At 46.6% G+C, this 12,029-nt stretch carries 12 protein-coding genes; 2 read left to right on the forward strand and 10 right to left on the reverse strand.

Going from position 1 to position 12,029, the window contains the following annotated elements; all coding sequences use genetic code 11:
- The first annotated feature begins 17 nt into the window (after positions 1-17).
- Entirely contained in the window at positions 18-986 is a 969-nt protein-coding gene (locus EL84_RS10320) for an ATP-binding cassette domain-containing protein (RefSeq protein WP_047841680.1), read from the forward strand.
- A gap of 96 nt (positions 987-1,082) precedes the next feature.
- Positions 1,083-1,760 carry a succinylglutamate desuccinylase/aspartoacylase domain-containing protein gene (locus tag EL84_RS10325; RefSeq protein WP_047841616.1) on the forward strand — a complete coding sequence of 226 codons (678 nt, stop codon included), beginning with the start codon at positions 1,083-1,085 and terminating at the stop codon, positions 1,758-1,760.
- A gap of 87 nt (positions 1,761-1,847) precedes the next feature.
- Here EL84_RS10325 and EL84_RS10330 read toward each other — a convergent pair whose 3' ends face one another.
- The 10 genes from EL84_RS10330 to EL84_RS10375 all read right to left on the reverse strand — a co-directional run bounded on the left by EL84_RS10330 (position 1,848) and on the right by EL84_RS10375 (position 12,005).
- Complete coding sequence (locus EL84_RS10330; RefSeq protein ID WP_047841617.1) at positions 1,848-2,903, reverse strand: serine hydrolase domain-containing protein; 1,056 nt, start codon at positions 2,901-2,903, stop codon at positions 1,848-1,850.
- A gap of 166 nt (positions 2,904-3,069) precedes the next feature.
- On the reverse strand, positions 3,070-3,471 hold the full coding sequence (locus EL84_RS10335) for a MerR family transcriptional regulator (RefSeq protein WP_047841618.1): 402 nt from the start codon (positions 3,469-3,471) through the stop codon (positions 3,070-3,072).
- Positions 3,472-3,496: 25 nt separating this feature from the next.
- Positions 3,497-4,984, reverse strand: a complete 1,488-nt coding sequence (locus tag EL84_RS10340; protein ID WP_047841619.1) for an alpha/beta hydrolase family protein — start codon at positions 4,982-4,984, stop codon at positions 3,497-3,499.
- Between the two features lie 84 nt (positions 4,985-5,068).
- Complete coding sequence (locus EL84_RS10345; RefSeq protein ID WP_082218959.1) at positions 5,069-6,631, reverse strand: glycoside hydrolase family 32 protein; 1,563 nt, start codon at positions 6,629-6,631, stop codon at positions 5,069-5,071.
- A 42-nt stretch (positions 6,632-6,673) separates the two neighbouring features.
- Positions 6,674-7,501, reverse strand: a complete 828-nt coding sequence (locus EL84_RS10350) for a carbohydrate ABC transporter permease (RefSeq protein ID WP_026081462.1) — start codon at positions 7,499-7,501, stop codon at positions 6,674-6,676.
- Positions 7,501-8,385, reverse strand: a complete 885-nt coding sequence (locus tag EL84_RS10355) for a carbohydrate ABC transporter permease (RefSeq protein ID WP_036606829.1) — start codon at positions 8,383-8,385, stop codon at positions 7,501-7,503. Before EL84_RS10355 ends, EL84_RS10350 begins: the two co-directional genes overlap by 1 nt.
- A gap of 147 nt (positions 8,386-8,532) precedes the next feature.
- Positions 8,533-9,858 (reverse strand): ABC transporter substrate-binding protein, encoded by a 1,326-nt coding sequence (locus EL84_RS10360; protein WP_082218961.1) that lies wholly within the window; start codon positions 9,856-9,858, stop codon positions 8,533-8,535.
- A 161-nt stretch (positions 9,859-10,019) separates the two neighbouring features.
- Positions 10,020-11,000 (reverse strand): LacI family DNA-binding transcriptional regulator, encoded by a 981-nt coding sequence (locus EL84_RS10365; RefSeq protein ID WP_047841620.1) that lies wholly within the window; start codon positions 10,998-11,000, stop codon positions 10,020-10,022.
- Between the two features lie 92 nt (positions 11,001-11,092).
- The gene (locus EL84_RS10370) at positions 11,093-11,536 is read right to left on the reverse strand and encodes a FixH family protein (RefSeq protein ID WP_047841621.1); all 444 of its coding nucleotides are present in this window, start codon (positions 11,534-11,536) and stop codon (positions 11,093-11,095) included.
- A gap of 19 nt (positions 11,537-11,555) precedes the next feature.
- Positions 11,556-12,005 (reverse strand): disulfide oxidoreductase, encoded by a 450-nt coding sequence (locus tag EL84_RS10375; protein ID WP_047841622.1) that lies wholly within the window; start codon positions 12,003-12,005, stop codon positions 11,556-11,558.
- Between the last annotated feature and the right edge of the window lie 24 nt (positions 12,006-12,029).

The raw sequence follows: 12,029 nt of genomic DNA on the forward strand, positions 1-12,029 counted from the left end.
CGAAACGAATCATGAACATGATCACAGCAAGGCATCTGCAAAAGGAATTCAAAACTCCTGTTATTCGCGAAGGACGTTTCTCCGGTCTACGTACGTTATTTTCACGTGAATATGTGTCCAAGGAAGCGGTACGCGATATCAGTTTTGATATCGGCCCAGGGGAATTTGTGGGTTACATCGGTCCGAACGGGGCTGGCAAGTCTACCACGATCAAAATGCTGACAGGTATCCTGCACCCAACCTCGGGTGAGGTAAAGCTTGACGGTATGAACCCGCATCAGGACAGGCGCAGGACCGTTGGTCGACTAGGCGTTGTGTTTGGACAGCGCAGTCAGCTCTGGTGGGATCTGCCCGTGAAAGATTCATATGATATTCTGGCCGAGATGTACGGCGTTCGTGCCGAGGATAAAAAGAAACGACTGTCCCAGTTCGCCGAGCTGCTGGACCTTGAATCGTTCTGGGCCACGCCTGTCCGCAAGCTCTCGCTTGGACAACGCATGCGTGCCGATCTCGCAGCTTCCATGCTGCATGATCCCGAACTGCTTTTTCTCGATGAACCAACGATCGGACTGGATGTGAATGCAAAGCGGAACATTCGTCAATTTCTACGTACATTAAATGAAACGTTTGGCAAAACGATTTTGCTGACCACACATGACATGGACGACATTGAGCAGTTATGCAGCCGGGTCATGGTGATTAACCATGGTCAACTGACCTATGACGGCACGATTTCGTCACTTCGCGAAACCATCGGACTACCTACGCTGATTCGGGTAACGTTCCGAGGAGCGTTTCATATCCCGGATGTTGTGTCGTCCGCGATTCATATTACAGGAGTGGAAGGGCAGATTGTCACCGTCGAAGTGAACCGGAAGGAATGGAGCACAATGGACATTCTGAAACAGTTGGAGCACTGGGGTGAGATTGAAGATGTAGAGATGAAAGAACCCGATTTTGAAGATATCATTCATCGGGTGTATTAGTCGGCCCGTTTTGTGAGGAAATAGGATGAAGACCTGTTCTTACGCCGTTACATGAAAGAGGGACATGGCGTACTTTAATAACGGAGGTGAAGCGTCATGCTTGTAACCAAACATGTCCTTCTAGCATCCACCGTACACGCTACTCCCTACTTCATTGTACGTGACATGATGCCGGGACCCGTGATGTTCATTACATCCGGGGTTCACGGGAATGAAACGGCGAGTATGGCCGCTGCTCAAAAACTCGCAGATGATATTGCGACAGGTCGTCACGCCATTCAGCGAGGGCTGTTAATTATCGTGCCACGCGTGAACCAGCGAGCCTACGCAAAGAAAATCAGAGGCAAGCCAGATCTGAATCGTACGTTTCCACGCCGTATGTCAGGCAAGGCCAAGCATCCGCTCGCTGCGGCAGTTTTTCAGCTGGCGCGTGAACATCGGGCCGACTGGTGGCTCGATCTGCATGAAGCTAACGGCCTGTCACAGCTTAGTTCACGGGTGCTTGGACAGACGTTGATCACCAATCCCGGCAGTGGGACGATTCCAGCTTGCAGAAGAGTTATCGAACGGATGAATCGGTCGATTGCCATTCGTGATCGTCATTTTAACCTCAAGCAGCATGAATTGCCGGGATCTGCCCGTACAGCGGCTTCAAGACTATTACAAGCCCGTTCCGTCACGGTGGAGACCTGTTGGAGTCTGAAACGCTCGACCCGTATCAAGTATCAGACGAAGATTGTGCACCATTTTCTGCGTGAAGCGGGTATGTCATGATCAAGACTATTAAGATAGAACGAAAAAAAACCTCCAACAGAGAGCGCCGAAGCACATCCTCAGGTGCTCTCTGTTCGTGGTGTTTTTTTATCTCTGCATCATGGCTTCCAGTATTTTATTACCCACAGGGTCCAGCGGCATAAGTGGATAAAGGTCTTTTTTAGTTATAAACTTGAATATCGCATCCAGATACTCATCCACAATAGAGGCTGATCCAAAACAATAATTGGACAATAATACGACGCCTATACTCTGTTCCTTATTTATAGCCAAATAACTGGAGAAACCAAATGTGCCACCGTTATGCCAGAGTATATTCTGATCTGAGATGTTATCACTGAACCAAGCGTAATGATGGGTTGAATCTCCAATCATCACAGACATATGACTTTGTTGTATTGCAGAGGCTGGCGGATGATCTTCATTCAGGTTGGCCTGTACAAATAAACACATATCGTGAAGAGATGACTTGATCGCCCCTGCGCCTTCATGTACACCCGTATCCCAGTGAGGCATCTTTTTCCCCGTTGACGTATGTCCGTCCACAAATCTGCCATTCTGTTCTGCATTCAGCATAGCTGCTGTCTCCGTCATGTTTAATGGACCTGTGATATATTTTTTCAGCAGATCGTCATATGTACTTCCTGATACTTTACATAGGATATAACCAAGTAAGCCCACGCCAGTATTGGAATACTCAAATGAACCCATCTGATCCGCAAAGTCAGCATCCGATAGAAAAGCAAGTAAATCATCTTCGGTATAATCTGAATACGGATTCAATCGGTTTTTCGTGGGGTTCAGATTTGTGGCAAGTCTAGGTAATCCAGAGGTATGCGTAGCAAGACTTTTTAAGGTAACCTTATTCAAATAATCGTTTTTACCGTTGTGTATGTACTTGCCAACCGTGTCATCCGCGGAAAGCTGCTGTTCACGTTCCAATTCTAACAGAAGGATCGATGTAAAAACTTTGGTTACAGAGCCGATTTCGAACAACCTGTGTTCAGGAGAAGCCACGCTCTTCTTTTTGGGATTGCCCAATGAATGATATTCGATATCTCCCTTTGTAATAACGCCAATCTCAAGATGCAGATGTTTCTTTCCTTTGATGTAATCGGATACAAAACCTTGCAAATCCCTCATAGAAAATGTTACTCCTTTTGTGGTGTGAGTTTCATTATTGAAATTATTGAAATCACGTTAAACACCATTATGTATTGGCAAACTACACTATGTATTCTTTCTAAATCTCCGATTCCCTGCTCGTTAGTCAACTCCTGTTTTCTGCTAAACAGGAAAAGAGCCGCGATTACGGCTCTTTCTTTTGCACCCTGAACGATTGAATATAATTGTCGATATCGTCCTCCGGTGTATGCAACAGTCGTGCCAGATTAATCTGCAGCTGTTCCAGATGGTCAATATGCTTCTGAATGTCAGTGATGCGTTCGCGTACAAGGGTTTTTAACGTTTCCTTTTCCATGTCTTCCTGACTGAGTAACTGTAACGTATCCTGTATTTCCTTTAGAGAGTAACCCAGCGACTGGGCATCCTTAATGAACTTAATCTTGACCAGATAATCCTCGGTATACACCCGATATCCGTTGGAGGAACGACGGGGAGCAGGCAGAATTCCACTATCTTCGTAATAACGGAGGGTTGCCATACTTACACCGGTACGCTTAGCCAGCTCTCCTCTTGTCATGGTTTCCATAGATACCCTCCATCCTTCTGCTGGGTTATTCCGCTTTTTGGTGACGTAGCTTGGTATACTTGGTATCATAAGTGGCCTCAGGGAATTTAGATGAAGGGCCTTGCAACAACGGCTGCTCCTCCCCCTTCAAATAATGATCAAAGAAGGCCAGCGTATAGGATCTGGTAATATCCACATTATGTTCTGGCGTCATACCTCTGGCAAACATTTTTGGTGAAATTAACGAAATATCCGTAAAGCTTTGATGAAATAAATTCTCCACTGTCAGATAATAGGTATCATTAAGACTGTTTGACATCACCCGATCCAAATCAGGCTCAAACTCGGGATAAAATACTTTATCCTTGGCAGTGGCGTCCGGGTCCAGACTTTTGGCTGTCCCACCCGACATGATATACATAAACGGCTGTTTCAAGGCTGTTGTGGATACTTCACCCCAGAAACCGCCTTCCAAACTAAGTCCTGCTTTGAAACGGTCATCCTGAGCCAGCGCTTCCGCCGTGGTTGCACCGCCGTAGGAGTGACCAAAGATACCGACAGAATCCAGATTAAGCTTGCCTTCGAGCAATTGATTCGGATCATGTGAATTCCACTGTGTGAGAGTGTCCAGTACAAAGCTTGCATCCTCTGCACGAATACCTATACCTTTTATATTATATTGATATAGTTCTCCTGACGTTGCAAATTCAGGGTCAGCCTGATAGGAAACTGCACGTCCATCAGGGAATGTCACTTGTGCTGACGTATAAGGGTGATCTATCCCCACCACAATGTAACCATGGCTAACCAGCTCCTCAATCATCGTCATGCTCTGAAAACGGGCTGAGCGGATACCCGGCGAGAATAGCAAAACCGGATACTTGCTTTGGACGGCGGACATCTCAGTTCCTTGCACCACATGTGTTGGAATGGTATCCAGATAACTGAACACCTGAGACGGAATGCCAAACACCAGACTGATCGCTTCTCCCAGTTCACTAGGGTAATGCTCCAGCGGTAGCCCTTGGGCGGTTTTCTGATCCACCGGATACCACACATTAATCATAAGTTCCCGCTTATCTCCTGCCTCGGGTGTTTTGGTCTCTTCGCGAGATTCATCCACCAGGTGTTGAGAGAACGTGCCAATGGCATATGTGCCGGTTGGTTCAGGCATCGTAAAAGCAGGTAAGAGCCAGGTCAGTATGATTGAACCTGCACTGAAGGCCAGAAGCAGTATCAATATCAGCGTCATCTTTATTCTTGAAAGACGGTTGGGTCTCCGCACGCTCTGAACATAACGATCACCGCGGTATGATTTCATGAGTTGAATGATTAACGTAATGAATAATACAAGTGTAACGATATAGGTTGGTATCATCTGCACGCGAAATGAATTAATCAAGCCATGCAGAAGCACTGCCAGAACCAGAGCTGTGAGTATGCCCACTGTTATTGCCCGGCGCTTCGGAAACACTAGCATGAGTACCGTAGCAGCTACGGTTACCAATACCAAAATCCATTCTAAAATTCTCATTATTCAGCCTCCAATATTTCTTGATAAAAAAAGAATAAACCTTGAAGTATACTTCAAGGTCAAGGCTGAATTATAGATAGAATTTTATCGTGGAATTCGTAAATCCCATTTGCGAAGTTCGGTCAACGTACACGTTCCGGATGAGAAAGCCTTAATACCTGTTGAGCTCGGCCCAGGATAGATCCGCCCTGTCATTACCTGCTCTCCCTGCTGAATGAACACCTCAACGGAGCTGACATCCATAAAAATATGAAGTTCCAGTTTCCCGTCAAGCAGTTCCACTGTCGCAGCTCGTTCTCCGCCCGGCCCTTGTCCGGCCTGCTCGCGATTCAAGCATAAACGACGCTGCTCTACATCATAGGAAATCACGGTTTCTTCATCCTCACCCGTGCGCAGCTTCAGCCCGAAGTGTTGTGCCTGTTCCGCTTCGAATACAGCATACAGTTCGTAACAGTATCCACTGATTCCAAGATCAAGATCATGTCCTTCACCACTTAAATGTATACCATACTGCTCGTTGCCTTCCGACCTGTACTGTATAAGTTCGGGAAGCGGCTGGAATATCAATCGTTCTCCCCTACGAATCAATTGTCTTGGCAACGTCATTGCTCCAGCCCACCCATGGGACTGTTGTGTCGGGATTTCTGTTTCCCACGTATCCATCCAGGCCACCATGATTCGTCGTCCCTGTGCATCCTCCATCGTCTGAGGTGCGTAAAAATCGAAGCCACAGTCCAGCGGAACGTACTGCTCGTACTTCAGCACACCTTGGTCTTCATCCAGCGATCCCATCATATAAACGGTCGAATGCAAGTTGCGATAGTTGTCTCCCTGTGCAGGCATGCGCTGCGGAGACATGATCAGCACATCTCGGCCATCCAGTGTGAACAGATCTGGACATTCCCAATTGTCACCAAGCGTCCCGTCACTCTGGGCCATAATGTTGACATAACTCCAATCCAGCAAGTCCGTTGAACGGTATAACAGAATGACACCTTTGCCAGCAGCATCATTTGATCCAAGTACGCAATAGTACACACCGTTTCGTTCAAACACTTTTGGATCACGGAAGTCCTTGGGACTGGTATGCTCTGGGATTTGATCCAGCCGAATGACCGGATTCATCGCGCTTTTGACAAAATCAATCCCATTGTCCGAGACAGCGATATTCTGTGTCTGCAAGTAATCGTTATCCTTGTCGGGTCCAGTCACGACATGTCCCGTGTACATCAGCACCAATTTGCCATCCTGCACGATTGCACTGCCGGAGAAACAGCCTCCACTGTCGTAGCTCTGATCGGGCGCCAGTGCAACAGGCAGGTAAGACCACGTAACCAAATCACGGCTCACCGCATGGCCCCAGTGCATCGGCCCCCATACCGGTTCGTAGGGATAATGCTGATAGAACAAATGATACATCCCACCGAAGTATATGAAGCCGTTGGGATCATTCATCCAGCCCACCTCTGGCATCAAATGATAGGCCATTCGATAGGTTGGATCAACCTGATGTCGATGCGCCTTGATATATGCGTTGGCCCGGGCGAGTGTATAACTCTCCTTCGTTTGAGCCGAAGAACTCGTCAGTCCAAGGTCTGTCTCTTGCCTTGTGTCTATTTCCTGCTTCTCGCATCGTTCCTGGTTCATATGTCCTTCACTCCTGTCTCTCTCTATATCACCCGACTGAACTTATTTGATTGCCCCTTGCATGACCCCCTGAATAATGTACTTCTGCGCAAACAGATAAACGATCAGGACAGGTAGCAGGGTCAACACCAGACCAGCCATCAATGGACCGTAATCCACTGTATATGTCCCATAAAAATAAAACGTGGACAACGGCAGCGTACGCTGCTCGGATGAAGTCAGTACCAGAGAAGGCAGCAAAAAATCATTCCATATCCACAATACATTCAGCACGCTAATCGTTACGGTTGTTGGCAGTAACACTGGCAGTACGATACGGAAAAAGGTCTGCACTCTGCCGCAGCCATCCATTAAAGCCGCTTCTTCAAGCTCCAGAGGAATACTTTTGATAAAGCCATGGTAGATAAATACGGCGAGCGGACTGCCAAAGCCAATATACATGTAGATCAGCGACCACTTGTTATCCAGCAGGCTGAGCGAGCCGTATATTTTAACCAGCGGAATCATAATGGCCTGAAACGGAATAATCATCGCAGCTACCATCAGGAAAAAGAGATACTGATTCAGCTTGCTTTTGTGACGAACAAAGTAATGGGCTGTCATCGCCGCAAAAAGAGCAATCAGTAATACACCCGCAATGGTAATGAGCAACGAATTGCTGAAGGCGGATACATATCCCATTTTGTCAAATGCATTGACGTAATTATCAAATTGAAAGGAGCTTGGCAAGCCCAGCGGATCGGAGGTAATTGCCTGGTTAGCCTTGAACGAATTGACGATTAGAAGTACAAACGGAAATACAAACAAAATCATCACAATGATTAATGCAATAAACTTCATCCAGTTGAGAATGCGCGATTGTCCAGCCATCATGCCTCGACCTCCAGTTTTTTGCTGAAATAAACCTGGAGCAATGTAATGGCGGCTACAAGGATAAACAGAACAAAGGCTTCTGCCTGACCCAATCCGTAGTCACGAGCAAGAAAGGCCTGCTCATAAACATGCATGGATACCATCTCTGTGCTCTTGAAGGGCCCGCCACTGGTCAAAGAGACGTTCAGATCATACACCATGAATCCCCGTTGCAGTGACAAAAAGATGCATACAATAAACGAAGGAACCATCAGTGGCAATACAATGCGCGCCAGCATTTTGCGATTACTTGCCCCATCAATGCTGGCTGCCTCCATAACATCCTTCGGCACATTCATCAGTCCTGCAATGTAGATAACCATCATATAACCGGCATACTGCCAAACGGTCACCACAACGAGAGCCCAGAACGCTTTATCCGGATCAGCCAACCAAGAGGTGGAGAACAGCGTGAGATTCATTTTTTGTCCTGCAAAGACGAGTACCTGATTAAAAATAAACTGCCAGATGAAACCAAGCACGATTCCGCCCACCAGATTTGGCAGGAAAAATCCAGCCCGAAACCAGCCCTGTGCCTTCATTCCCCGAGTTACAACGTAAGCGAGCAGGAAGGCAACCGCATTGGTCAGCACAACGGTAATAAATACATACTCCAGCGTCATCCCAAATGATTTCCAGAACACGGTGTCCTTGAACACACCGATGTAATTATCCCAGCCAACAAAGTTTTGATCGATGGCAATGCCATCCCAGTTCGTAAACGTCAAATAAATACCATACAAAAATGGAATAATCATCACCGTAGCAAACGCAAATAATGTCGGGCCAGTAAAGATCAGGCGGGTGCGCAGACGTGTCCATAATCCTTTTTCGGTCAGCATTGTCAACCTCCACTCTATCCAAATGATTAGCCTGACGGTTATACCGGAAACAAGTCGAACAGACCTCGTGTGGAAGCTGTATGTTCACCATCTCCGGCGTACCGCAAGTCTCTCTCTATGTGCTGCACAGGGCTATGATTAATTCCTTTATTTCACGTTGCTCCAGTATGCCTGAATTTCACTGGCAAGTCCGGCACGGTCAATGACGTCAGCCAAATATTTCTGCATGGATGCACCCAGTTTGGACCAGTGATCCGCAGGAAGTGTGCTCATTGATTCCTCGATTTTGCCTGCCTTGATGTATTCACTAATGGATTTGCCAAGTGGATCGGTTGGCTCCAATGTAATGTTGCTGAATGCCGGAATAATACTGGCTTGATTCACCAGGAAATCCTGACCTTTTTCGTTATAAACGATCCAATCCAAAAATTTCTTCGCCGCTTCCTGCTGCGCTGGTGTGCTCTTTTCCTTATCCAGCAATATGCGTTTGGATACGGCAGCAGAGATTTGCGTATTACCGAAATCATCTGGGTTATTGCTCACAGGTACCGGGAGGAAGCCATATTTTCCATCTGCTGTATCAAAGCTTGAAATTTGTGGCCATGCCCAGTTGCCCTGGAACCAGATACCTACCTCACCCTTGCCAAGCACCTCCGGTCCACGCTCATAGGTTCCGGACAGTGGAGAAGCCTTGTCAATATTGTAGGTTTTCATCAGATCAAATGTATCTAACAAGCCATTAAACACGGCATTGGAAGCAAGGTCCACTTGACCTGCCTTCAGATCAGTAATGAATTGATCCACCTTCGCACGGTCTGAAGACTGCCCACCATATGCAAGCCCCAGATAATGCGCACCAAGCGACCAATCCATCGGAGATACAATCAAAGGTGATTTTCCATTAGCAGCGATCTTTTGGAACAACTCATCAAGCTGTGCAGTGGTCTGTACAGACTTCGGATCGAATGTCCCACCTACTGCCTGATCCAATACATTCTGGTTATAGATGAATCCATATCCTTCAATAGAGAACGGGAAGGCATAATTTTTGCCATCAAACGTTGTAGCCGCTGTACTGTTCTCCACTGCATCCTTCATCCAAGACTCGGATGTGAGATCCAGAACGCGATCCTTGAATTTCTCGACATCTCCTGTATCCAACATCATCATCGTTGTAGGGCTGCCGGAGGCATACAGAGCAGACGCTTTTTCAAACGGAGACTGTCCACTGCCTACAGGTACAATTTCGAGTGTTATATTTGGATTTTCGGCATGGAAGTCTTTAGCTGCTTGTTCCAACTGACTGTTAATTTCCGACTTGGAATTAAGCAAGGTGATTTTGACACTCTCACTGCTGCTACCCTCTGAGGAGGAGTTGGACTCCGTCGCTGCTTTACTTCCACATGCCGACAATACAAGCATCATAATCAATGACAATACCGATAATTTCATCCATCTCTGTTCTCTTTTCATCTTGTTATGGCCCCCGATCAATAGTTTAAAAGGAAACGCTTACAAATCGAATTATAATGTCAAAGGTTTGACATGTCAATCGTTTGACATACGATTTTAAAAAAAATATCGTGCCTTTATTTTTCCGTTGCAAAAGGACGAATATGAAAAAACGACCTGTATCAGGTCGTCTCTCTCTCCACGATGGTAACCGGCAAAATATGCTCCATTTCGATCTTCTCTTCCGCGAGTTGGCGCCGAATCAGATCAATCGCCAGCTTAGCCATGGCCTCCACCGGCTGCCTGATCGTTGTAATGCCAGGCACGGTATACGCTGCCGCACGACTATCATCATAACCTATAATAGCAATATCGTCGGGTACCTTGCGCCCACCTAACACGATCTGCTTCAGCGCATGCACCGCCATTAGATCACTCGTTACAAAGAGCCCGTCCACCTCGGGGTGTTGTGCAAGCAGCTTATCCACCAATTCCGTATACTGATGCTGATCAAACACATTCAGATCGGTTTCATGAATCATGACCGGTTTGACTCCATGAGCCTGCAAGGTATCAACGAAACCTGTCGTCCGGCGATTGGACAGCATTTGCAATTCCAAATTACCGCAGATATGTGCCAAATGCCGTCTATTCTTTGCGAGCAGCAATTCAGCAGCCATAACCCCTCCCTGATAGTTATCAGATGAGATAAACGGGATGTCTTCACCGATCTTACGATCAAAGGTCACGATTGGGGAATGCAGATTCATGTACTCATCAACTTCCAGTGTGTGGCTTCCCATAATAATGCCATCCACGCGATTACCCTTGAGCATTTCCACATATTCACGCTCTTTGGAAGGGTCCATGTGGGAATTGCATAACATAATTTTAAATCCATTCTGGTAAGCATGATACTCAACATAGCTAGCCAGTTCTCCAAAAAACGGATGGGATACATCAGGAATAATCAAGCCTATAACATTGGATTGCTTACGCAGAAGAGAACGGGCAATTTCATTGGGTCGATAGTTCAGTTCGTCCATGGTTTGATACACTTTGTCCCGAGTCTTCTGACTGATATATCCCCGGTTATTTAATACACGCGAGACGGTAGTTACAGAAACTCCTGCCCTGAGTGCAACATCATGAATAGTTGCCATAACACCCTCTTTTCCTACAACATTCTTCATACCTTTAACATTATAAACCCATTGCTAACCCTGAACCAAACCCTTGGTACCCGCCCATTGCTTCATTCCGCTACAATTCTCGCTCTCGGCATGCTATGCATAGCTCCGTGAGTAACATGGACCTGTACCACATACGTACCTGGTTCTTCAAAGGTATGCTGGATTTCATACAGCCCTTCCTCTGACTCATTGGCAGTAATAGCCCCCTGATTCTCCAGTTCGTCCGCTGTCATCATACCTTGTTCCGGAGATACAGAAGGCGGATCATCAAGCTCATTCCAGATCTGGAATTGCACATGGTCAGCCTGACTTAACGGTGCATCTCCCTGTGTAAGCTTCACCTGCAACCGTGTTGGTTCATGAAGAGAAGCTTTCTCTGGAACATCAAGTTTCACTTTGATCATCTCTGGCATCTCACCCGATTGTGACTGATCCTCATAAGAGCATCCCATGGTCAGGAGGAGCAGAATAATGAAGGGCATGAACCAACGAGCTTGTCCGCTCATCACCATCTATCCTTTCTTATTAAGAAGATTTTGGTGTTTTGCCGATACCCCACAGCATCACGATGATGATAATAAAGGCGATCAGTGCCAGTAATGGGATCGTGATGAAACCAAACCAGTTCAAATAGTCGGTATAACATGGAACCTTACCGCACGCGACGGCATTACCTGTAGCCGAAAAAATACGCTGGATCGTTACATGATATAACGAAATGCCGCCACCGACGAAACTCAGTGGGAGTACGTATTTCGTGATGCCCACGTCATCCTTAAAGTAAGCAATGCCCAGCAAAATCGTTAGTGGATACATGAATATGCGCTGGTACCAGCACAGATCACATGGAAGAAAGCCCTTGATCTCACTGAAATAGAGACTCCCCCCTGTTGCGATAACGGAAACGGCCCAAGCGACAAATAACCGGGTATCCACATTTCTCGCTGGGCGCTCCGATTTTGATGATGTACTCATTCCTCTGTCCCCCTCTTCATTTTG

It is taken from the genome of Paenibacillus sp. VT-400, from assembly GCF_001029205.1.
GTDB lineage: Bacteria > Bacillota > Bacilli > Paenibacillales > Paenibacillaceae > Paenibacillus > Paenibacillus amylolyticus.

What these genes read in the sequence shown, in the direction of transcription:
- EL84_RS10320 (WP_047841680.1), top strand. Translation starts at nt 18, where the DNA reads ATGATCACAGCAAGGCATCTGCAAAAGGAATTCAAAACTCCTGTTATT.
- EL84_RS10325 (WP_047841616.1), top strand. Translation starts at nt 1,083, where the DNA reads ATGCTTGTAACCAAACATGTCCTTCTAGCATCCACCGTACACGCTACT.
- EL84_RS10330 (WP_047841617.1), bottom strand. Translation starts at nt 2,903, where the DNA reads ATGAGGGATTTGCAAGGTTTTGTATCCGATTACATCAAAGGAAAGAAA.
- EL84_RS10335 (WP_047841618.1), bottom strand. Translation starts at nt 3,471, where the DNA reads ATGGAAACCATGACAAGAGGAGAGCTGGCTAAGCGTACCGGTGTAAGT.
- EL84_RS10340 (WP_047841619.1), bottom strand. Translation starts at nt 4,984, where the DNA reads ATGAGAATTTTAGAATGGATTTTGGTATTGGTAACCGTAGCTGCTACG.
- EL84_RS10345 (WP_082218959.1), bottom strand. Translation starts at nt 6,631, where the DNA reads ATGAACCAGGAACGATGCGAGAAGCAGGAAATAGACACAAGGCAAGAG.
- EL84_RS10350 (WP_026081462.1), bottom strand. Translation starts at nt 7,501, where the DNA reads ATGGCTGGACAATCGCGCATTCTCAACTGGATGAAGTTTATTGCATTA.
- EL84_RS10355 (WP_036606829.1), bottom strand. Translation starts at nt 8,385, where the DNA reads ATGCTGACCGAAAAAGGATTATGGACACGTCTGCGCACCCGCCTGATC.
- EL84_RS10360 (WP_082218961.1), bottom strand. Translation starts at nt 9,858, where the DNA reads ATGAAAAGAGAACAGAGATGGATGAAATTATCGGTATTGTCATTGATT.
- EL84_RS10365 (WP_047841620.1), bottom strand. Translation starts at nt 11,000, where the DNA reads ATGGCAACTATTCATGATGTTGCACTCAGGGCAGGAGTTTCTGTAACT.
- EL84_RS10370 (WP_047841621.1), bottom strand. Translation starts at nt 11,536, where the DNA reads ATGAGCGGACAAGCTCGTTGGTTCATGCCCTTCATTATTCTGCTCCTC.
- EL84_RS10375 (WP_047841622.1), bottom strand. Translation starts at nt 12,005, where the DNA reads ATGAGTACATCATCAAAATCGGAGCGCCCAGCGAGAAATGTGGATACC.